Source organism: Sporosarcina sp. GW1-11, assembly GCF_033088395.1.
Classification (GTDB): domain Bacteria; phylum Bacillota; class Bacilli; order Bacillales_A; family Planococcaceae; genus Sporosarcina.
In genome coordinates this window covers 1-21,287 of sequence record NZ_JAPMIW010000026.1, presented here as the reverse complement: position 1 = coordinate 21,287, position 21,287 = coordinate 1, and the positions used below count along the sequence as shown (strand labels likewise).

Genomic DNA, 21,287 nt, shown 5'->3' with positions numbered 1-21,287 from the left:
TTTCCGTGGTGGCAGTCTGTATGTAAGGAAAGGCGGAAAGCTAATGGCTACTGAAGAAATTTATAAACCGAAACATCATATTCGTTTTGTGACGGCATCTAGCCTATTTGATGGGCACGATGCATCAATCAATATTATGCGAAGGATTTTACAGTCAACCGGAGCGGAAGTCATTCATCTCGGCCATAACCGATCTGTTGAGGAAGTTGTAAACGCTGCCATTCAGGAAGACGTTCAAGGTATCGCGATTTCATCTTATCAAGGTGGGCACGTAGAATATTTCAAGTATATGTATGATCTGTTGAAAGAACGAGGCGCTTCACATATCAAAATCTTCGGAGGTGGCGGAGGAGTCATCATCCCGAAGGAAATCAAAGAACTTCATCAATACGGTATCCAGTGGATTTTTTCGCCTGAAGATGGACGGAAAATGGGTCTGCAAGGTATGATCAACCGAATGATGGAACTATCGGATTTCTCCACGACGCCCGAAAATGAGGAAGCAAATCTAGAAAAACTGACAGCAGAAACGCCAGGCGTCTTAGCTAATCTCATTACCTATGTTGAAGATAAGCACTTGAAGAAAGATCAGGCGGCTGAAAAGTTAGTTGAACACGCACGTAAACTTTCGAAGAATACACCGGTTCTTGGAATTACAGGTACAGGCGGTGCAGGGAAAAGTTCATTGACGGATGAATTAATTAGACGCTTCTTACGGGAGTTCCCAGATAAGCGTGTAGCTATTTTATCCGTAGATCCGACGAAACAAAAAACGGGCGGTGCATTACTTGGAGACCGAATCCGCATGAATGCTATTTTTAATAATCGCGTCTATATGCGCAGTTTGGCGACAAGAGGCTCGCGTTCGGAATTGACGACTGCTATTCATGATGTGTTAGATGTTACGAAAGCTGCGGGCTTTGATTTAATCATTGTCGAGACGAGTGGGATTGGGCAAGGTGATGCGCAAATCACGGATATTTCGGACGTTTCTATGTACGTTATGACGAGTGAATTCGGAGCGCCAACGCAGCTAGAGAAAATCGACATGATTGACTTTGCAGACTTAATTGTCATCAATAAATTCGAACGAAAAGGTTCGGAAGATGCACTGAATCAAGTACGTAAACAGTATCAACGAAGCCATACGTTGTTTGATCAAGACTTAGACACGATGCCAGTATTCGGTACAATCGCTAGCCAGTTTAATGACAAAGGTACGAATATCTTGTTTGCGGCACTCGTGGATCGACTGAATGAAGTATGTGACTTTGATTGGACAACGAGTTATTCGGAATCCATTACGGAGCAAAAACAAACAGTCATTATTCCGCCTGACCGTAGTCATTATTTACGTGAAATTGCATCGACGGTACGTAATTATCACGCGAAATCTAAACAACAAGAAGAACTAGCGCGACGCCTATTCCAGCTTGAAGGTGCAATCGAAGCAGTAAAAGAAGCGGATTCCAATGAAGCGCTAATCGATTCATTAACTAGTTTGAAAGAAGGTATAGAAGAGCAGTTAACTAGTGAATCCAAACGTACGTTAACGAACTGGGAAGCGTTGAGGAAATCCTATGAGCAAGACGAGTATATCGTGAAGATTCGTGATAAAGAAATTCGCACAACTCTCAATACGACTAGCTTATCCGGCTTAAAAATCCCAAAAGTAGTTCTACCAAAGTATAAAGACTACGGAGAAATCTTGCGCTTCGTTTACAATGAAAACGTGCCCGGTTCATTTCCTTATACAGGAGGTGTGTTCCCGTTCAAACGTGAAGGGGAAGATCCGAAGCGTCAATTCGCTGGAGAAGGGACACCGGAGCGAACGAACCGCAGATTCCACTATGTTTCAAAAGACGACGATGCCAAGCGTTTATCGACCGCGTTTGACTCCGTTACATTATACGGTGAAGATCCTGATGAACGACCAGATATTTACGGTAAAGTCGGTGAATCAGGTGTTAGCATCTGTACGCTTGAAGATATGAAGAAACTCTATGCTGGATTCGACCTATGCGCACCATCTACATCTGTATCGATGACCATCAATGGACCTGCACCAATTATTTTAGCGATGTTCATGAATGCTGCTGTCGATCAACAAGTGCGTAAAAAAGAACAAGAGCTTGGTCGCACATTAACTGTAGAAGAATTCACAGATGTACGTGAGATGACATTCCAGACTGTTCGCGGTACCGTACAAGCTGATATTCTAAAAGAAGACCAAGGACAAAACACATGTATTTTCTCTACTGAATTTGCTTTACGACTGATGGGCGATATTCAACAATATTTCATTGATAAAAAAGTGCGTAATTACTATTCTGTGTCCATTTCTGGCTATCATATTGCAGAAGCTGGAGCAAATCCAATTTCGCAATTAGCTTTCACATTGGCAAATGGTTTCACTTATGTCGAATATTACTTGAGTCGCGGGATGCATATTGATGACTTCGCACCGAACTTATCGTTTTTCTTCTCAAACGGACTCGATCCAGAATATACCGTTATCGGACGCGTCGCACGCCGCATTTGGGCAATCACGATGCGCGATAAATACGGTGCCAATGAACGAAGCCAGAAGCTGAAATATCATATTCAAACATCAGGTCGTAGCTTGCACGCGCAAGAAATCGACTTCAATGATATCCGTACGACATTGCAAGCGTTAATGGCACTACAAGATAACTGTAACTCGTTACACACGAACGCTTACGACGAAGCCATCACAACACCGACGGAAGAATCTGTGCGCCGAGCTATGGCGATCCAGATGATTATTACAAAAGAACACGGCTTATCAAAAAATGAAAATCCACTACAAGGCGCATACATCATTGACGAACTAACGAGCCTAGTGGAAGAAGCTGTACTTCAAGAGTTTGATCGACTAAATGATCGTGGAGGTGTACTCGGCTCCATGGAAACTCAGTATCAGCGCGGTAAAATCCAAGAAGAGTCGATGCATTACGAGATGAAAAAACACTCAGGCGAGCTACCAATCATCGGCGTTAACACGTACTTGAATCCGAACCCGCCATCTGAAGAGGATATTGATAATATGGAAATTGCACGCGCGACACAAGAGGAAAAAGAAGCGCAAATCCGCAACTTGCGCGCGTTCCAATCCACTCATGCAGACGAATCAGAACAGGCCTTGCTAGACCTTCAGCAAACGGCCATTTCAGGAGGCAACGTCTTCGCTGAATTGATGAAAACAGTCCAAGTCGCCAGCCTAGGTCAAATCACCAATGCGTTGTACGAAGTAGGTGGCCAGTACCGACGGAATATGTAACAAGCTAAAAAGCTGCATATCTCATGCAGCTTTTTTTCCTGTAATTTCACTAACGCGCTCATAACCTAGGTGTCTACGCTCATAGAAAGTGTTCTGACGCTCATAGCCGTGGTGTCCGCGCTCATAGAAATGGATCCCGCACTCATAGCCTGGGTGTCCGCGCTCATAGAAATGGCCCCCACGCTCATAGCCTGGGTGTCCGCGCTCATAGAAATACTCAAATATAAAATCCGCCACACAATAGTGGATAAATTTTAAATTCCAACAGTATAATAGAAACAACGAAGAGAAAGGGGTGTGCTAAATGTGAGATGGTATCACCATGCGATCATAATTTTACTACTATTGATTCTCACATTTTTCCTTTATAACAGCGGTTTAGGAGCAATCCCCTTCAGCTTATCAGCCATATACTTGGGATGTTTGACGGTAAAAGAGTATAGAAACGTAAAGAGAAACAAAAGAATGTAGCATATTGGAAGATAAACTGTATATAATGTAAACTATGCTTATGTGATTGAAGAAAGGACGTGCCATACATTGAATATCCAGGAAATGACAAAAGAAGAACTATTGGAAGAGTCGTTCATCAATATTACACACCACATCTTAACCGAGCGACGCGAATCTTTAACATTACAACAACTGATGGACGAAATACGCAAAATGACAGGTCTTTCTGAAAAAGAAATGAAAGAAAGAATCCTTCAATTCTATACAGATTTAAACGTAGATGGAAGATTCCTTGCGATTCAAGACAACCGTTGGGGATTACGCGAATGGTATCCGGTAGACCAAATCGAAGAAGAAACAGCACCAGTCGTAAAAGTACGTAAGAAGAAAAAGAAGAAAAAAGACTATGATGACGAAGATGAAGATATCGAAGAGGACGATGAAGATGAAGAACTCTTCGATGAAGAATATGTAGAGCTTGGCGAAGAAGATGATATTGATGATGAAGAAGAAGAGGAAGATGAAGAAGTAATCGAGATCGAAGAAGAATTGATCGATCCAGACGATGACTTAGAAGTAATTCCAGATGAAGAACTCGACATTGATGAAGAAGATGAAGAGGAAGACGAGTACGAAGAAGAATAAACAGACTTGACATTTGGAGCCTGAAAATATAAGATTTGTATGGGCTCCTGAAAAGGACACATGAATTCGTGTATACGCGCTCCTTATTGTAGTTACGCTACAACTGGGGCGCTTTTTATATTTTTCACTTCAGCCTTCGAGTATATAAATAGAATAAATGGAGGAAGTACACATGACAAAATATATTTTTATAACAGGCGGCGTCGTTTCGTCTTTAGGTAAAGGAATCAACGCAGCATCTCTAGGAAGATTGCTGAAAATGCGCGGTTTGAAAGTCACAAACCAAAAATTTGATCCATACATCAATATCGACCCACGTATGATGAGCCCATACCAACACGGTGAAGTATTTGTTACAGAAGATGGCGCGGAAACGGACCTTGATATCGGACACTACGAGCGTTTCATTGACATTAAATGTAACCGATACTCAAACGTTACAATGGGTAAAGTGTATGATCTAGTGTTACGCAAAGAGCGTAGCGGGGAATATAAAGGAGCTACTGTACAAGTAATTCCACATATTACGAATGAAATCAAAGAACTAATCAAACGCGCAGGCCAAACGCTCAATGCAGATGTCGTCATCACAGAAATTGGTGGAAGTGTAGGCGATATCGAATCATTGCCTTACCTAGAAGCCATTCGTCAATTGAAGACGGATTTGGCAAAAGATGATGTCATGTACATTCATACCACACTTATTCCATATCTACATGCTGCAGGTGAAATGAAAACAAAGCCAACACAGCACAGCGTTAAAGAATTGAGAAGTCTAGGAATTCAACCGAACATGATCGTCGTACGTAGTGAATATCCAGTACCACAAGAAATGAAAGACAAGATTGCGTTATTCTGTGATATTAAGCCGGAAGAAGTAATCGAAGCATTAGATGCAGAAACATTGTATGAAGTGCCGCTACGTCTAAACGAACAGAATATGGATCAGTTAGTAGTTGACTACTTAGGTCTAGAAACGCCACAGCCTGTATTGACAGAAGTTGAAGAACTCGTCACACTCGTCAAATCACTGAATGAAAAAGTGAAGATTGGTTTGGTTGGTAAGTATGTAGAGCTTCAAGACGCTTACATTTCTGCAGTAGAAGCTATGCGTCATGCAGGGTACGCATTCGGTGCAGACATTGAAATCAAATGGATTGATTCGGAAGCGGTCACGAAAGAAAACGCGGAAGAATATCTTGGTGATGTCGATGGAATTCTAGTACCAGGTGGTTTCGGAGATCGTGGAATCGACGGGAAAATCGAAGCAATCACATATGCGCGTGAACATAATGTACCATTCTTTGGTATTAGCCTAGGTTTACAATTGGCAGCTACTGAAATCGCACGCAATGTACTTGGTTTAGAAGATGCACATTCAATAGAGTTCAATACAGAAACGAAAAATAAAATCACGGTATTCCACCCAGATTGCTTAACTGCAAGCGAAGCAGACAGCACATTACGTCTTGGTGCATATCCATGTAAAGTTACAGAAAACACGAAAGCTTATAATGCGTATGGTGAAGGGTTAGTATATGAACGTCACCGCCACCGCTATGAAATCAACGTTGCGTATCGGGGGCAGTTGGAAGAAGCGGGATTCATCGTCTCGGGTATTAGCCCAGATGGTCGCTTGATCGAAATTATGGAATTGAAAGATCATCCATTCTTCATCGGTTGCCAATTCCACCCAGAGTTCGAATCACGCCCGACACGTCCACAACCACTATTCCGCGAATTTATCCGCGCTTCATTGGAAAATCGCTAAGTAGTAAATAAAATGCCGCCAGAAGGGCTAACCTTCTGGCGGCATTTTTGTATGTAGGCAAAGTAAATGGGTAAACAAATTATACCGTGTCACTAGTACTGTCTTCAAACGATAGCGAGTAGAATCTTCAGCTTATTACCTAGTATCTTAATTTGAACTTTATAAAGTAAAAAATAGATGCTAAGTCACTAAAAAACTACAATGAAATCTCGAGCACACATCAAGTAATCACCTTTACTTGCTATCATTTTTGTTAAAACTCTTCATCATCTTCGAGCATTTCATCAAGTGATAACTTCACCGCTTCATAAATGAAAAGAGTAGCTAGTGCGTGAGGCTGTACGATACGTTCGCCTGTAGGACCCGGAAGCAAACCTTTTTTTAAGCCGGTAGAAATATAAGTGAATGCTAAATCTGCAAGATCATTTGAATCATCTACCGCACTCGCAGTCAGTGCTGCGAATGGAATGAACTGATCTGCTAGTTTTCGAGCAAGTGCTAAGGCGTCTGGATGATTTGCATTTCTTGCAAGTAGCCAAACACGATCTGCTTTCGTCGGTTCCATTTCTACGGTATAACGAACGGCTCCTTGCAAAGGCTCCGCGCCATATAAAGCGGTAGCGGTTACGGCTTCCATTTCGTCGAATGCAGCGATAATGATTCGCCCTTCGCCGACCAAAGCTTGTGCTAGTAAACGTGCGGTTTCATCTATATTCTCTTGCTGTCCATCAGCAATGCGCTCTAAAAGACCTCTAATTTGTGTCGTCAATATTTTCATATATATCCCTCCGACGTTTAGTATAGGGGAGATAATAAAGAAGTGCAAAAATAGATTGTAAAAAAAGAGGGGAAATTGAAATAGTTGCGAATAATATACATATATAGACTAAATGTATAAAATTAGGAATACTTCTTTATTATGAATATGAATGGCCACAATCACATACGCAGTGACAACTAGTATGCAAGCGTTTCCATCTTGTGGAAATTAACGTACTAAACGATCCAATTAGTATTAAAGTATAAAAAACGTAGACATGAAAAGAGAAGCAGGGCGATCGGGGGGCATGGGGATGAAAAAACTATTGATTATTGACGATCAGGCGGGGATCCGATTTTTACTTGAAGAGATCTTTAAACAAGCAGGTGTTCAAACATTATTGGCTGCAAATGGTAAGGAAGCTTTGGAAATACTTGACGAAACAAAACCTGACTGTATTTTATTAGATATGAAAATGCCTGGCATGAACGGTGTCGAAGTCCTTCGTGAAATTAGAAAACGAGTACCAGAAATGGTCGTTATGATGATGACTGCCTATAGCGAAATAGAGCTAACCGAGGAAGCGGGAATGTTAGGTATCGATCATCATTTCACTAAACCGTTCGATATATTTGAAGTGCGTGACACAGTCTTAAAAAGGTTGGAAATTCAAGGCGCCTGACAGTAGTAATAATGGTCTGTATTTGGTATGCTATAGAGCAGAAAGTGTAATGAAAATGCACAAAACTCGTTAAGAAACCAAGGAGGAATATTAAATGCCACTCGTCTCGATGAAAGAAATGATGATTAAAGGTAAACAACAAGGATATGCAATCGGTCAATTTAACCTTAATAATTTAGAATATACACAAGCCATTTTACAGGCAGCTGAAGAAGAGAAATCACCTGTTATTTTAGGGGTTTCAGAAGGTGCAGCGCGTTATATGGGCGGTTTCAAAACAGTTGTCATGATGGTTAAAGGATTGATGGAAGACTATGGTACAACTGTGCCTGTAGCGATCCATTTAGATCACGGCTCCAGCTATGAAAAATGTAAAGAAGCAATTGAAGCCGGTTTTACTTCTGTGATGATCGATGCATCTTCTAAGCCACTCGAGGAAAACATTGAAATTACGAAAAAAGTGGTAGACTTCGCAAAACAACATAACGTATCTGTAGAAGCAGAACTTGGAGTCGTGGGTGGACAAGAAGACGACGTCATTGCAGATGGCGTAATCTATGCAGACCCTGCAGAGTGTAAAGAATTAGTAGAAAAGACAGGTATCGATTGTCTGGCTCCTGCGCTTGGTTCAGTACACGGTCCTTATAAAGGAGAGCCGAACTTAGGATTCGAGGAAATGGAAGAAATATCTAAACAAGGTGATATTCCACTCGTATTGCATGGCGGTACTGGAATTCCACTAAAAGATATCCAACGCTCGATTTCTTTAGGAACTTCTAAAATTAACGTTAATACAGAAAACCAAATTCAAGGTACGCAAGCGGTACGCGACGTACTAGCGGCAGATTCTGAAGTATACGATCCACGCAAATATCTTGCGCCAATGCGCGAAGCGATCAAAGCATCAGTCATCGGAAAAATGCGCGAATTTGGTAGTTCACAGCAAGCATAACCAAAGAATTTTGATTGAGAGAAGGAGGAGTGCAAGACGTCTCCTTCTTTTCCATTGGAATTGAAAACACAATATATCAGGAGGGTCATATACGTGAAGTTTTTTATAGATACTGCAAACTTTGATGAGATAAAAGAAGCACATAGCTGGGGGATTATTTCTGGTGTTACAACGAACCCATCACTTGTCGCAAAGGAAAACATTTCGTTCCACGACCGTTTGAAAGAAATTACTGCACTTGTACCAGGTTCTGTTAGCGCAGAAGTTATCGCACTTGACGCTGAAGGTATGATTGAAGAAGGACGCAAACTGGCGAGCATTGCCGAAAATATTACTGTGAAATTGCCAATGACACCAGAAGGCTTAAAAGCTTGTTCTGTATTCGCGGCTGAAGGAATCCAAACGAATGTCACGCTCATTTTTAGTGCGAACCAAGCGCTACTAGCTGCACGAGCTGGCGCAACATATGTTTCACCATTTATTGGCCGTTTAGATGATATTGGACAAAATGGTGTCGAGTTAATCGAAACTATCTCTGATATTTTCACAATTCACGATTTGGACACGCAAATTATTGCAGCTTCAATCAGACATCCTCAGCACATTACTGCTGCAGCATTAGCAGGCGCTCATATCGCAACGACACCATTTAACGTGTTGCAAAGCTTATTCGCACATCCGTTAACAGCTAAGGGAATCGATCAATTTCTAAAAGACTGGGAAACTAGAACGAATAAGTGATGGAACAAAAGGAGATCGAAATGGACGTTTACAAAATTAAAGGTGGCAAACGACTACAAGGAACGATTAGAGTGAGTGGCGCAAAAAACAGTGCGGTTGCTTTAATTCCTGCAGCGATTTTAGCTGACTCACTTGTAACGATTGCAGGCCTACCGGAGATTTCGGATGTTTTCACATTACAAGCGCTAGTTGAAGAAATTGGTGGGAAAGTAGAAATGAAAGACGGTACGATGACGATTGATCCGTCTGAAATCATTTCTATGCCGCTACCGAACGGCAATGTTAAGAAGCTCCGTGCATCATATTATATGATGGGTGCGATGCTAGGTAAGTTCGGTCATGCTGTGATTGGTTTGCCGGGTGGCTGCCATCTAGGACCTAGACCAATCGATCAACATATCAAAGGGTTTGAAGCGCTAGGTGCCACTGTAGAAAACGAACATGGTGCAATTTATTTACGTTCAGAAGAACTGAGCGGTGCGAAAATTTATTTAGACGTCGTTAGCGTGGGCGCAACGATTAACATTATGCTTGCGGCAGTTAAAGCTAAAGGTAAAACGATTATCGAAAATGCCGCAAAAGAGCCTGAAATCATTGATGTTGCGACACTTTTATCCAATATGGGTGCCAACATCAAAGGGGCAGGTACAAACGTTATTCGTATTGAAGGTGTGGAAAAACTACATGGCACAAAGCACACAATCATCCCAGACCGTATCGAGACGGGCACACATATGATTATGGCAGCAGCTATTGGCGACGGTATTACGATTGATAATGTGATCCCACTTCATGTGGAAGCCGTTACAGCGAAACTCCGTGAGATGGGTGTCAAAGTAGAAGTCGGTGTAGAACAGATTTACATTCCTAAAACGTGCAAGTTAGAAGCAGTGGATGTCAAAACACTAGTGTATCCAGGGTTTCCAACAGATCTTCAACAACCGTTTGGTGTGCTATCGACGCAAGCGGAAGGCTCTTCCATTTTGACTGATACAATTTATCCAGCGCGTTTCAAGCAAATAGACGAACTACGTCGCATGAACGCAAATGGTCGAGTGGAAGGACGTTCTGCGATCATTACAGGCCCGACACCTTTGCACGCGGCGACTGTAAAAGCGACAGATTTACGTGCGGGAGCTGCATTAGTAATCGCTGGATTGGTTGCAAGTGGAGAGACAGAAATAACAGAAGTTGAACATATCGAACGTGGTTACGGCAATATTATTCAAAAACTACAGAAGCTTGGTGCTGATATTATAAAAGTAGAAGGTCTTAAAGCAGCTTCCATTTCAGAGTGACGTTAATTGCCAATTCGTGTATAATAGATACTAACGACACATTCAAGGCGTAGACTTGCCATGGATGCGAACGTGGCAAATGAAAGGTGAAACGTGTCATGCGTCTTACCGCAAACAGGAGGAACAACACATTATGGAACGTAGTTTATCGATGGAATTAGTACGTGTAACAGAAGCGGCAGCCGTTGCAGCGGCACGCTGGATGGGACGCGGAATGAAGAACGAAGCAGACGATGCAGCTACAGAAGCTATGCGTCAAGTATTCGATACAATCCCAATGGAAGGTATTGTTGTTATTGGGGAAGGCGAAATGGACGAAGCACCAATGCTTTATATCGGTGAAGAACTAGGAACAGGTCACGGTCCAGCAGTAGACATAGCGGTCGATCCAGTAGAAGGAACGAACATCGTTGCAGCTGGTGGATGGAACGCGCTTGCGGTTCTAGCAGTTGCAGATAAAGGCAACCTATTGAATGCGCCAGATATGTATATGGACAAAATTGCAGTAGGACCAGAAGCGGTAGGTAAAATTGATATCGACGCTACAGTTACCGAAAACTTGCATGCGGTAGCGAAAGCAAAAAATAAAGACATTACGGATCTAGTCGCGTCTGTCTTGAATCGGGAGCGCCATAAGGATATTATTGATGAAATCCGTTCAACAGGCGCACGTATTAAGCTGATCAATGATGGAGACGTCGCAGCAGCAATTAATACAGCATTCGACGATACGGGTGTCGATATTTTATTCGGAAGAGGCGGAGCACCTGAAGGCGTTATCGCAGCAGTTGGCCTAAAGTGTTTAGGTGGAGAAATCCAAGGTCGTCTTGTACCTTCAAATGATGAAGAGCGCGAACGCTGCATTAAGATGGGCATCGACGTAGACAAAGTATTGATGATGGACGATTTAGTTAAAGGTGATGACTGTATCTTCGCGGCAACAGGTATAACAGATGGAGAATTGATGGGCGGGGTGCAGTTTAAAGGCACATACTGCAGTACTCACTCACTTGTTATGCGCTCTAAGTCAGGAACAATCCGTTTCATAGAAGGACGTCACAGCATGAAGAAAAAACCTCATCTCGTTATGCAAGACTAACTCCCTCACATCCCGGTGTCACAGCCGGGTCTCTTTTCCAAAACTATGAATGATCCATAATGCGCATTATAGTAATAAAAGGAAAGGAAGTACGTTACGTATCTTCCTTTCTATTTAATTTGCGCAGAAATCCCCATATTATAAATGAAGAGTGGTGCACACAGATGACAATGATTACCCTGGCAGATCTAGAGAGTATGACGTTGAAAGACCTCTACGCTCTAGCGAAGCAGTTTAAAGTTACAAATTACAGCAAATTAACAAAGAAAGAATTGATCTTTGCCATTTTGAAATCCCGTGCGGAACAAGAAGGTTTCTTTTTCATGGAAGGCGTTCTAGAAATTATCCAATCTGAAGGGTATGGATTCTTACGTCCGATCAACTATTCATCGAGTTCAGAAGATATTTACATATCTGCGTCTCAAATCCGTCGTTTCGATTTGCGTAACGGTGATAAAGTAACGGGAAAAGTTCGCCCGCCAAAAGAAAACGAGCGTTATTACGGCTTGTTGCAGGTAGAAGCAGTCAATGGACAAAATCCTGAAGTAGCACGTGAACGTGTACATTTCCCGGCATTGACACCGCTGTATCCGGATCGCCAAATTAAGTTGGAGACAACGAAGAATCATATTTCTACACGTATCATGGATTTAGTTTCCCCAGTTGGATTCGGTCAGCGTGGTTTAATCGTCGCTCCTCCAAAAGCAGGGAAGACGATGTTGTTGAAGGAAATTGCCAATTCAATTACAGTCAATCATCCAGAAGCAGAATTAATTGTTCTTCTAATTGACGAGCGTCCTGAGGAAGTAACGGATATCGAACGTTCCGTTAAAGCAGATGTAGTCAGTTCCACATTTGACGAAGTGCCGCAAAATCATGTCAAAGTGGCAGAACTTGTACTTGAGCGCGCGATGCGTTTAGTCGAACATAAACGTGATGTAATCATCTTAATGGACTCCATTACTCGCTTGGCACGTGCATTCAACTTGGTGATTCCTCCGAGTGGACGTACATTGTCCGGAGGGATTGACCCAGCAGCATTCCACCGTCCGAAACGATTCTTCGGTGCAGCGCGTAATGTAGAAGAGGGAGGAAGTTTAACTATTTTAGCGACAGCTTTAATTGAAACGGGCTCTCGTATGGATGAAGTCATCTATGAAGAATTTAAAGGAACAGGCAATATGGAATTACACTTAGATCGTAGCCTTGCTGAGCGCCGAATCTTCCCAGCGCTTGATATTCGTCGCTCGGGTACGAGAAAAGAAGATCTTCTTATTCCGCCTGAGAAGTTAGAAAAGCTTTGGGCTATTCGAAAAACATTCTCAGATGCACCGGACTTCGCAGAACGCTTCCTACGAAAACTTCGCCAATCTGAAAATAACGAAGAATTCTTCGATAAATTGAACGAAGAAATGAAAGCTCACCGTAAAGGTAAAGGATTACTTTAATCTAGAAACAACCAATAAAAATCCAAATCAAACAGTTGCGCGTGACGTGCAATTTTGCTATACTACTTAAGTACGGTTTTCCGTACACTGCATATGCGGCTGACATAAACGGGCCGTGTAAGGCATCGATCCGTCTTATTGGCAATCGGTCAATAAAACACCCCATAATTTATACTCTGTTCCAGATGGTCCAGGGCGAGAGGAGAGATATCGATGAAAGCAGGAATTCATCCTAATTACAAACTTGCAACAGTAATTTGCTCATGTGGCAATACATTCGAAACAGGTTCTGTAAAGGAAGATATTCGAGTTGAAGTATGCTCAGAATGTCACCCATTCTACACAGGACGTCAGAAGTTTGCTACAGCAGACGGACGTGTTGACCGTTTCAACAAGAAATACGGCATCAAAGTTGAACAAGAACAACAGTAATCAAATGCCAGATACCCGTCAGGTGCAGTCGTGCCAGACGGGTATTTTTATCATTTAGCATGCTAAAATAGCCTAATAATCCCGCGCACGCTCTTAGAAAGTGTTTTCGCGCTCATAGAACTCGGCTTCTCGCTCATAGAAGCTGGTTGCGCGCTCATAGAACTTGGCTTCTCGCTCATAGAACCCGGTCGCACGCTCATAGAACTCGGCTTCGCGCTCATAGAAGCTGGTCGCGCGCTCATAGAACTCGGCTTCGCGCTCATAGAACCCGGTCGCGCGCTCATAGAACTCGGCTTCTCGCTCATAAAACGTGACCCCGCGCTCATAGAACCCAGTCAAATGCTCATACCACATTAAATCTAAACTTAAATCAGCAATAATCATACATAACACGGCATCGAAAGGAGATTGAACATGTACGTTTCAATGCAAGGCGGCTGGATGGAAGTCATCTGCGGCAGTATGTTTTCAGGTAAATCGGAGGAGCTTATTCGTCGAATTCGTCGAGCGGAATTTGCTAAACAGAAGATTGCGGTATTCAAACCGGCAATTGATGACCGTTATAGTGAAGAGGCAGTAGTCAGTCACGATGGCTCTTCAACGATTGCTAATCCAATTGTCAAAGCCCGTGAAATACCAGATCTTGTATCAGATGATTTCGATGTGGTCGCCATTGATGAAGCTCAATTTTTTGACGATGAAATACTTAAAGTTGCGATTAGTCTAGCTGATCGTGGATTCCGTGTAATTATCGCCGGGCTTGATCAAGATTTCAGAGGAGAGCCTTTTGGACCGATGCCACAACTAATGGCCGTTGCAGAACATGTTACAAAGTTGCAAGCGGTTTGTACGGTATGTGGATCTCCTTCGAGTCGTACGCAACGATTAATCGATGGACAACCTGCTCGCTATGATGACCCGATTATTCTTGTTGGTGCATCGGAAGCTTATGAACCACGTTGTCGACTACACCATGAAGTGCCTGTTCGCGCGCACGTAAAATAACACCGACGCCGTCTATCCACAAGTATAAAAGGATAGGCGGTTCTGCTATACCTTAAATCATTGAAAAGCCCAACATTATAGAAGAGGTGAAATCATTATGTTCGATAGACTCCAAGCAGTAGAAGATCGTTATGATCGACTCAATGAACTACTCAGCGACCCCGAAATCGTCAATGACTTAGACAAATTACGCACGTATTCCAAAGAACAATCTGACCTTCAAGAAACCGTAGAAGTATATCGGGAATATAAAGAAGTTCAAGCGCAGTATAAACAAGCTAAGGAAATGCAGGAAGAACATTTGGATGAGGACATGAAGGAACTTGTCAAAATGGAAATTGATGAGCTAGAAGGTCGTATCGAACCATTGGAAGAACAACTCAAAGTTTTACTTATCCCGAAAGATCCAAATGACAATAAAAGTGTCATCATGGAGATTCGTGGTGCGGCGGGTGGAGATGAAGCGGCATTATTCGCAGGGAGTTTGTATCGTATGTATACACGTTATGCAGAATCAAATCACTGGAAAGTCGAAGTATTAGATTCATCGCCAACAGAGCTTGGAGGTTTTAAAGAAATTATCTTCATGATTGACGGTACGGGAGCGTATTCGAAATTGAAGTATGAGAACGGTGCGCACCGTGTACAACGTGTACCGGAAACAGAATCTGGTGGACGCACGCATACATCTACTGCGACGGTTGCCTGCTTACCTGAAACGGAAGAAGTAGAAATCGAAATCCATGAAAAAGATATTCGTACCGATACATTTGCTTCATCCGGCCCAGGTGGACAATCCGTCAACACGACGATGTCTGCTGTTAGATTAACGCATTTGCCAACGGGAATCACAGTATCCATTCAAGATGAAAAGTCGCAAATCAAAAATAAAGAAAAAGCAATGAAAGTATTACGTGCACGTGTCAATGATAAATTCATGCAAGAAGCCCAAGCGGAGTACGATGAAAAAAGAAAAAGCGCTGTCGGTTCAGGCGATCGTTCTGAACGGATCCGCACATATAACTTCCCGCAAAACCGCGTGACCGATCATCGAATTGGTCTAACGATCCAAAAGCTTGATCAGGTGATTGAAGGGAAGTTGGATGAAGTCATTAATGCATTGATTATCGAAGAACAAGCGCATCGCTTAGAAAGTTTGGACAAAAATGACTGAAACCATTTTTGAATCAGTTCAACGTGCCAAGCAACTGCTCGAAGCGCGTGGATTGGAACCTAGAACGGCGGAATTGGCAATGCTTGCGGCAACCGGGAAGAGTCGAGCAAATTATCTCGCTAGCTTAAACGAGCATCTGCCTTCTAAACATGATACACTTTTTTGGTCTTATATTACAGAATTACTGACAGGGAAACCGATTCAATACATTCTAGGTGAAGAATCATTTTATGGTCTTTCATTTGAAGTGAATGAACATGTCTTAATTCCGCGTCCGGAGACAGAAGAATTAGTGCACTACGCATTGGAACGTGCGAAGAAATTGTTTAGTAACGAAACGATTCGTGTAGCGGATATTGGAACAGGTAGCGGTGCGATTGCGGTGGCATTTAAAACAGAATGTCCGAGCGCCCAAGTAACTGCCACAGATTTTAGTGAGCGCGCACTTGAAGTAGCGAAGCGAAATGCCGAGCGCAATGAAGTAGAAATTACATTTTTACAAGGCGATATGGAAGAACCACTCGAACAGCAAACATGGGATATCATTTTATCTAATCCACCCTATATCGCAGCGCACGAAAAAACAGAGATGTCAGCTACAGTCTATGACTTCGAACCCGAGTCGGCTTTATTTGCGGAAGAAGACGGGCTATACTTTTATCGCAGACTGGCAGAACGGCTAGCCCCTATGATGAACCGTCCGGCGCTCATCGGTTTTGAAATTGGTTATCAACAAGGAAAAGCGGTGCAACAATTTCTTGAAAAAGCCTTTCCTGAAGCGAAAGTGGATATCGTACAAGATATCAACAAAAAAGATCGAATGATATTTTGTGAGATTCGATGAATAAAACTCCCTCCTGCGGGTCATGATAGATTGCAGGAGGGGATGACATGTTACAAGATTATCCGATTACACAACAACCGACAAAAACATCAAAACTAGTTGCTTTTATAGAATTTACACTTGTACTATTCGCAATTCAAGGGGTGCTATTATTATTTAGTCAGGAAGTACCTACAAGTGAAGCTACGCAATTTCGTATTCTAGCAAACTCAAATACGGTAGCAGATCAGCAAGTGAAACAACAAGTTCAAGAAACTATTGCACCTTTACTTGAACAAGCGATAAGTCACTCAGCTACGACGCAACAGATGAATGATAAGCTACAGCTATTGGAGCCGAAAATTATCGAACTTGCCACACAACAAACGAGTGGATTACCTGTAACGTTTGAATATGGTGCTGCATTGATTCCGCCGAAGAGATTCGGCTTTGCGATTCAACAACAAGGTGTGTATGATGCGTACGTTTTGAAAATTGGTAAAGGTAAGGGAGATAATTGGTGGTGTGCATTGTTCCCAAATGTTTGTTTTCCAGAGGAAGCAACAGTAGTTGAAACAGAAGAAGAACCTGTTACATTTTTCATTTGGGAGTGGATAAAGTCTTGGTTCTCATAAAGATACCCACATTTTTTGTGGATAAAATTTGTGGAATGTGTATAAAAAGGGGTTGATCACATGAAGACATATAGTAAAATGGTGGATAACCCCGTTGATAAAGATGCGGTATATGCACAAGCTGTGGATATCCTTCGTTCAGGAGGAGTTGTTGCATTCCCGACTGAAACAGTTTATGGTCTAGGGGCTATCGCTACTGACGAGAAAGCTGTACAGCGAATCTTTGAAGCGAAGGGTAGACCGGCAGATAATCCATTGATTGTACATATTGGAAGAAAAGAAGATGTCGCGCAGTACGTTGCGGAAATACCTGAAGTAGCAAACACACTAATGGAAGCATTTTGGCCGGGGCCGTTGACATTAGTGATGGAAAAAAAGCCTGGAGTCATTGCTGAAACAGTGACTGCTGGTATGCATACAGTTGCGATCCGTATGCCTGATCATCCTGTAGCGCTGCAACTATTACAAAAGCTAGAATTGCCTCTAGCCGCGCCCAGTGCAAATCGCAGTGGAAAACCTAGTCCAACCGAAGCGGCACACGTGTATCATGATTTAATGGGAAGAGTTCCATTGATTATAGATGGTGGGGCAACAGGTATTGGTGTGGAATCAACTGTTCTAGATATCACTGTCACGCCGCCAGTAATTTTACGTCCGGGTGGCATTGTCAAAGAGCAGTTAGAAGAATTGATTGGTACCGTCCATTTAGCAACAAAGCCGAATGATGTTATCGAGACACCGCGTGCGCCGGGTATGAAATATACACATTACGCACCGGATGCACCGCTATTCGTTATTGAATCGGACGCTGCCATTATAGAACGTGCGCTAGACACCATTCATCAACAAAAAAAGCGCGCTGCGATCATTGGCCCGGATGAGTTATACACAGAAAAAGCGGATTGGTACTTTTCAACAGGAGCGATGGATAATCATGAAGCTATGGCGACTAATCTGTACAAAGCGATTCGTCAATGTGACGCGACTGATGCTGACATGATCTTAGCAATCGAAACAGATCTTTCGGGTATCGGTGCGGCAGTTATGAATCGACTAGACAAAGCCTCTGACGGCAAACGTTTTACGGAATGAAATAAAATAGGAATAGCCCCCTGAAGCGTACGCATACGATAGATAGATGCGGACGGCAAGGGGGCTTACTCATTGATAGAAATCATAGCGGCAGTTATTACTACAATTGATATCCTTATCATTTACACTGTTCTTCAACTACGTCGTGGAAGACTAATGACTGTGTTATGGACTACGATTTTAAATATGCTGTTACCGCTTATTGGGTTTTATATGGGCGAGTTAGCCGTGCAGTATTTTGCGGGGTGGAGTCAGGCTTTATCAGGTATTATGCTTGGTTTGATTGGCTTGCATGTTTTATTAGATGATGCAGAACGTCCAACTATGATAAAGAGAATGTCACCGTTTTTCTTGGCATTGCTTGTAAGTTTGGATGCATTTACCGTAAGTGTGACATTCGGAATGATGCAGTTAAATAAATGGTTGTTTATTCTAGCGTCAGGTTTCTTTTCTATCATCTTCTCTAGTATCGCTTTGTTATCAACCGGACGTATTCATTTTATCAATGGAAAGTATATTAGATATTTGACAGGGGGTATATTTATTTTTATAGGTGTATTGTCCTTTATAATCTGAAGGAAAGTATATCTTTTATCTTATAAATCCGTTATTCTATAAAGTAGGTGAGGAAAATGAATATTTACTTTATTTGTACAGGAAATACATGTAGAAGTCCGATTGCTGAAGCGATAGTGAATCACTCGAATGTGCCAGGTATAACGGCGAAATCTGCAGGAATTCATGCAATGGATGGCTTGCCGATCTCCGCCAACTCCGCGCAGTTGTTGGCAGAAGCCGGAATGTCATACAAAGAGTTTTCAAATGAACTTAAACGATCTGACATGCAATGGGCAGATGTAGTCTTAACGATGACAGCGAGCCATCGAGATTTTCTACATAGTACATTTCCAGAGATGAAAGACAAAGTTTTTACGTTAAAAGAGTATAGTGGGTTACCTTTTAGTCCGGATGTGCATGATCCATTCGGCGGTGATCTAGCGACATATCGCAAAACATTCAATGAGCTGACAGAACTCATCCACTCTGTCATTCAACAGCTCGCGGGAGGGAAATAATGACAGAAGTGAAGAGGAAAGTAGGTTTGCGTAAAAAACTCGTATTTTTTGTTGTAATTCTAGCAGTCATTACCTATACAACAAGCGCAGTCTTCATTAATTGGGTACAGCCAACGTTCTTCCCGAATGTCCAGCCATTCGTCTTTGAATTGCTAACGTATGCAATGGGTGTTATGTGGTCAGGAATTTTAGCTGCACTATTTAGCGTGATATTAACTAAGCCATTACAGCGTCTTGAAACAGCTGCGATGAAAGTGGCGGATGGCAAGATTGGTTCGGATATTCAATTGCCTAATTCGTCTGATGAAATCCATTCCGTCTCGTTAGCATTTCAACAAGTTGTTAGGAATTTACGCAGTATTATTGAACAAATAGAATCCAACTTTCAGACGACAGTCAAATGCGTGGATTCATTGACGAAGGAAACGGCTGTAGCTTCAGGTCAATCGGATGCAATTGCACGCACAATTGGAGAGATTTCAAGCGGTGCGGAAGCTACATCCAATGCAATTAGCGAAACGGTTCAAGCGATCGAGGACGTTCGGCAACTGGCGACGGAAGTGAATAGTCGTGCGGGTCAATCATCCGAGCAGTCCAAAGCGATGTTACGCGAATTACATAAAACGACGGAAGTATTTCAAACCGTGTTGACAGGTATTCATCAAATGACAGCGCAAAGTGAACAAGCATTGGAAACAATTCACGAATTAGATGACAACGCACAAAAAATCGGTGAAATCGTCGAACTGGTAGGCAGTATCGCAGGTCAGACGAATTTACTTGCGCTCAACGCCTCCATCGAAGCAGCTCGAGCAGGGGAGCACGGAAAAGGTTTCGCTGTAGTCGCTGGAGAAGTCCGCAACTTAGCAGACGAAAGCGCCAAAGCCGTCCAAATGATCTCTACACTCGTTATTAGCATCCAAGAGAATGTCGAAAAAGTCGTTTCCGAAATGAAAAACCAAGTCAATACAGCCTCGATAGAAGCAAAGCGAGCAACCGAAACAAATGCCAATGTGGAATCCATGACCGTTACCATTCACGCCGTCGTTGAATCCGTCGAAGAAATCTCACACATCGTCAGTCGTCAACTTGAAACCATCGAGCACACAGCGGCACAATCGATGGAAGTCGCCTCCATCGCAGAGGAAACATCAGCAGGCGCTGAAGAAGTACGGGCCGCCACGGAAGAACAAGTTGCTTCTATAGAACAAACTAACGAAAAAGCCCTTGAGCTACAAACTCAATCCGAGCAACTATATAAAGTCATACGCAAATTCGATCGATCAGTAGATTGAAAACACAAGCCTAGCCGCCAAGTCAGACATATCGACTGCGTGGGTAGGTTTTTTGTTCGAGGAAACGCGCGGGAGTGTTCGTCACGGATTTGGTGAGTTCTAGACATATCAATAGGTTTCTGCATGTAGTGAAGTAATTCGTCACTGAACCCACTTCGGCGCTGGCGGCTGGCTCCCACAATGAGCCAGAAAGGAAGATCGCCTCTCTGTCTTATCGCTCCGCCTACGTTTCGTGAAGGTAAATAAGTGGCATAGTACGTTGAAGTTGGTTAGTGATTCAGTTTGTTCAAGACACATCAAAACGCTTCTGTATGTGGAAAAGTGATCATCACTGAACCCACTTCGGCGCTGGCGGATGGCTCCCACAATAAGCCAGATAGGAAGAGCACCTATCTGTCTTATTGCTCCGCCTACCGCTTGTAAGGCGCCTTCGTTTGGTGAGGGGAAGTAAGCAGCATAGTACATTGAAGTTGAAAGGTTTCATTCGGTAAGTGCCAAAGCCCACTAAAACTACACTGTACATACTAGCGTAGGCACAACTGCGGGGTCGGCCGAAGCCATGAGACAACTAGCGCGCCTTTCGCTTGTTGGCTCATGGCGGGAGG

The 21,287-nt window shown here is 42.8% G+C and carries 21 protein-coding genes; 19 read left to right on the top strand and 2 right to left on the bottom strand.

The window, feature by feature from the left end; genetic code table 11:
- Positions 1–43: 43 nt before the first annotated feature.
- The 4 genes from icmF (at position 44) to pyrG (ending at position 6,170) form a co-directional block, all read left to right on the top strand.
- On the top strand, positions 44–3,301 hold the full coding sequence (gene icmF, locus ORD22_RS13350) for a fused isobutyryl-CoA mutase/GTPase IcmF (protein ID WP_317646591.1): 3,258 nt from the start codon (positions 44–46) through the stop codon (positions 3,299–3,301).
- Positions 3,302–3,370: 69 nt separating this feature from the next.
- The gene (locus tag ORD22_RS13345) at positions 3,371–3,559 is read left to right on the top strand and encodes a hypothetical protein (RefSeq protein WP_317646589.1); all 189 of its coding nucleotides are present in this window, start codon (positions 3,371–3,373) and stop codon (positions 3,557–3,559) included.
- Between the two features lie 297 nt (positions 3,560–3,856).
- Positions 3,857–4,399: a DNA-directed RNA polymerase subunit delta gene (gene rpoE, locus ORD22_RS13340; RefSeq protein WP_411567657.1), complete on the top strand. Its 543-nt coding sequence runs from the start codon at positions 3,857–3,859 to the stop codon at positions 4,397–4,399.
- 172 nt (positions 4,400–4,571) lie between these two features.
- The gene (pyrG, locus tag ORD22_RS13335) at positions 4,572–6,170 is read left to right on the top strand and encodes a CTP synthase (RefSeq protein WP_317646586.1); all 1,599 of its coding nucleotides are present in this window, start codon (positions 4,572–4,574) and stop codon (positions 6,168–6,170) included.
- 253 nt (positions 6,171–6,423) lie between these two features.
- Here the strand turns inward: pyrG and ORD22_RS13330 are convergent, their stop codons facing one another.
- Positions 6,424–6,948 carry a DUF2529 family protein gene (locus ORD22_RS13330; protein WP_317646585.1) on the bottom strand — a complete coding sequence of 175 codons (525 nt, stop codon included), beginning with the start codon at positions 6,946–6,948 and terminating at the stop codon, positions 6,424–6,426.
- A 295-nt stretch (positions 6,949–7,243) separates the two neighbouring features.
- Between ORD22_RS13330 and ORD22_RS13325 the strand changes: the two genes are divergently transcribed.
- The 7 genes from ORD22_RS13325 (at position 7,244) to rpmE (ending at position 13,582) form a co-directional block, all read left to right on the top strand.
- Positions 7,244–7,612: a response regulator gene (locus ORD22_RS13325; RefSeq protein WP_317646584.1), complete on the top strand. Its 369-nt coding sequence runs from the start codon at positions 7,244–7,246 to the stop codon at positions 7,610–7,612.
- A gap of 94 nt (positions 7,613–7,706) precedes the next feature.
- Entirely contained in the window at positions 7,707–8,564 is an 858-nt protein-coding gene (locus ORD22_RS13320; RefSeq protein ID WP_317646583.1) for a class II fructose-bisphosphate aldolase, read from the top strand.
- A 93-nt stretch (positions 8,565–8,657) separates the two neighbouring features.
- On the top strand, positions 8,658–9,305 hold the full coding sequence (fsa, locus tag ORD22_RS13315) for a fructose-6-phosphate aldolase (RefSeq protein ID WP_317646582.1): 648 nt from the start codon (positions 8,658–8,660) through the stop codon (positions 9,303–9,305).
- 20 nt (positions 9,306–9,325) lie between these two features.
- Positions 9,326–10,603 carry a UDP-N-acetylglucosamine 1-carboxyvinyltransferase gene (locus ORD22_RS13310; RefSeq protein WP_317646581.1) on the top strand — a complete coding sequence of 426 codons (1,278 nt, stop codon included), beginning with the start codon at positions 9,326–9,328 and terminating at the stop codon, positions 10,601–10,603.
- A 133-nt stretch (positions 10,604–10,736) separates the two neighbouring features.
- The gene (gene glpX, locus ORD22_RS13305; RefSeq protein ID WP_317646580.1) at positions 10,737–11,702 is read left to right on the top strand and encodes a class II fructose-bisphosphatase; all 966 of its coding nucleotides are present in this window, start codon (positions 10,737–10,739) and stop codon (positions 11,700–11,702) included.
- A gap of 164 nt (positions 11,703–11,866) precedes the next feature.
- Positions 11,867–13,150: a transcription termination factor Rho gene (gene rho, locus ORD22_RS13300; RefSeq protein ID WP_317646613.1), complete on the top strand. Its 1,284-nt coding sequence runs from the start codon at positions 11,867–11,869 to the stop codon at positions 13,148–13,150.
- A gap of 213 nt (positions 13,151–13,363) precedes the next feature.
- Complete coding sequence (rpmE, locus tag ORD22_RS13295) at positions 13,364–13,582, top strand: 50S ribosomal protein L31 (protein WP_317646579.1); 219 nt, start codon at positions 13,364–13,366, stop codon at positions 13,580–13,582.
- 62 nt (positions 13,583–13,644) lie between these two features.
- On the opposite strand, the gene ORD22_RS13290 is transcribed toward rpmE, so the two are convergent.
- A complete protein-coding gene (locus ORD22_RS13290; protein ID WP_317646578.1) occupies positions 13,645–13,887 on the bottom strand; it encodes a hypothetical protein in 243 nt (80 codons plus the stop codon).
- Positions 13,888–13,996: 109 nt separating this feature from the next.
- Here ORD22_RS13290 and ORD22_RS13285 point away from each other — a divergent pair, with 109 nt between their 5' ends.
- The 8 genes from ORD22_RS13285 to ORD22_RS13250 all read left to right on the top strand — a co-directional run bounded on the left by ORD22_RS13285 (position 13,997) and on the right by ORD22_RS13250 (position 20,682).
- Positions 13,997–14,587, top strand: a complete 591-nt coding sequence (locus ORD22_RS13285) for a thymidine kinase (protein ID WP_317646577.1) — start codon at positions 13,997–13,999, stop codon at positions 14,585–14,587.
- Positions 14,588–14,684: 97 nt separating this feature from the next.
- Positions 14,685–15,761: a peptide chain release factor 1 gene (gene prfA / locus ORD22_RS13280; protein WP_317646575.1), complete on the top strand. Its 1,077-nt coding sequence runs from the start codon at positions 14,685–14,687 to the stop codon at positions 15,759–15,761.
- Entirely contained in the window at positions 15,754–16,605 is an 852-nt protein-coding gene (prmC, locus tag ORD22_RS13275; RefSeq protein WP_317646572.1) for a peptide chain release factor N(5)-glutamine methyltransferase, read from the top strand. The genes prfA and prmC overlap by 8 nt, the downstream gene beginning before the upstream one ends.
- Positions 16,606–16,652: 47 nt before the next feature.
- A complete protein-coding gene (locus ORD22_RS13270; RefSeq protein WP_317646570.1) occupies positions 16,653–17,219 on the top strand; it encodes a stage II sporulation protein R in 567 nt (188 codons plus the stop codon).
- A 60-nt stretch (positions 17,220–17,279) separates the two neighbouring features.
- Positions 17,280–18,311 (top strand): L-threonylcarbamoyladenylate synthase, encoded by a 1,032-nt coding sequence (locus ORD22_RS13265; RefSeq protein ID WP_317646568.1) that lies wholly within the window; start codon positions 17,280–17,282, stop codon positions 18,309–18,311.
- A 72-nt stretch (positions 18,312–18,383) separates the two neighbouring features.
- Positions 18,384–18,887, top strand: a complete 504-nt coding sequence (locus ORD22_RS13260) for a manganese efflux pump MntP (RefSeq protein ID WP_317646566.1) — start codon at positions 18,384–18,386, stop codon at positions 18,885–18,887.
- 56 nt (positions 18,888–18,943) lie between these two features.
- A complete protein-coding gene (locus tag ORD22_RS13255; RefSeq protein ID WP_317646565.1) occupies positions 18,944–19,387 on the top strand; it encodes a low molecular weight protein arginine phosphatase in 444 nt (147 codons plus the stop codon).
- The gene (locus ORD22_RS13250; protein WP_317646564.1) at positions 19,387–20,682 is read left to right on the top strand and encodes a methyl-accepting chemotaxis protein; all 1,296 of its coding nucleotides are present in this window, start codon (positions 19,387–19,389) and stop codon (positions 20,680–20,682) included. Before ORD22_RS13255 ends, ORD22_RS13250 begins: the two co-directional genes overlap by 1 nt.
- The last annotated feature ends 605 nt before the right edge of the window (positions 20,683–21,287 follow it).

Excerpts from the sequence above, each read along its gene's own strand:
- icmF (WP_317646591.1), top strand. The coding sequence starts at position 44 with ATGGCTACTGAAGAAATTTATAAACCGAAACATCATATTCGTTTTGTG.
- rpoE (WP_411567657.1), top strand. The coding sequence starts at position 3,857 with ATGACAAAAGAAGAACTATTGGAAGAGTCGTTCATCAATATTACACAC.
- pyrG (WP_317646586.1), top strand. The coding sequence starts at position 4,572 with ATGACAAAATATATTTTTATAACAGGCGGCGTCGTTTCGTCTTTAGGT.
- ORD22_RS13330 (WP_317646585.1), bottom strand. The coding sequence starts at position 6,948 with ATGAAAATATTGACGACACAAATTAGAGGTCTTTTAGAGCGCATTGCT.
- ORD22_RS13325 (WP_317646584.1), top strand. The coding sequence starts at position 7,244 with ATGAAAAAACTATTGATTATTGACGATCAGGCGGGGATCCGATTTTTA.
- ORD22_RS13320 (WP_317646583.1), top strand. The coding sequence starts at position 7,707 with ATGCCACTCGTCTCGATGAAAGAAATGATGATTAAAGGTAAACAACAA.
- ORD22_RS13310 (WP_317646581.1), top strand. The coding sequence starts at position 9,326 with ATGGACGTTTACAAAATTAAAGGTGGCAAACGACTACAAGGAACGATT.
- glpX (WP_317646580.1), top strand. The coding sequence starts at position 10,737 with ATGGAACGTAGTTTATCGATGGAATTAGTACGTGTAACAGAAGCGGCA.
- rho (WP_317646613.1), top strand. The coding sequence starts at position 11,867 with ATGACAATGATTACCCTGGCAGATCTAGAGAGTATGACGTTGAAAGAC.
- rpmE (WP_317646579.1), top strand. The coding sequence starts at position 13,364 with ATGAAAGCAGGAATTCATCCTAATTACAAACTTGCAACAGTAATTTGC.
- ORD22_RS13290 (WP_317646578.1), bottom strand. The coding sequence starts at position 13,887 with ATGAGCGAGAAGCCGAGTTCTATGAGCGCGCGACCGGGTTCTATGAGC.
- ORD22_RS13285 (WP_317646577.1), top strand. The coding sequence starts at position 13,997 with ATGTACGTTTCAATGCAAGGCGGCTGGATGGAAGTCATCTGCGGCAGT.
- prfA (WP_317646575.1), top strand. The coding sequence starts at position 14,685 with ATGTTCGATAGACTCCAAGCAGTAGAAGATCGTTATGATCGACTCAAT.
- prmC (WP_317646572.1), top strand. The coding sequence starts at position 15,754 with ATGACTGAAACCATTTTTGAATCAGTTCAACGTGCCAAGCAACTGCTC.
- ORD22_RS13270 (WP_317646570.1), top strand. The coding sequence starts at position 16,653 with ATGTTACAAGATTATCCGATTACACAACAACCGACAAAAACATCAAAA.
- ORD22_RS13265 (WP_317646568.1), top strand. The coding sequence starts at position 17,280 with ATGAAGACATATAGTAAAATGGTGGATAACCCCGTTGATAAAGATGCG.
- ORD22_RS13255 (WP_317646565.1), top strand. The coding sequence starts at position 18,944 with ATGAATATTTACTTTATTTGTACAGGAAATACATGTAGAAGTCCGATT.
- ORD22_RS13250 (WP_317646564.1), top strand. The coding sequence starts at position 19,387 with ATGACAGAAGTGAAGAGGAAAGTAGGTTTGCGTAAAAAACTCGTATTT.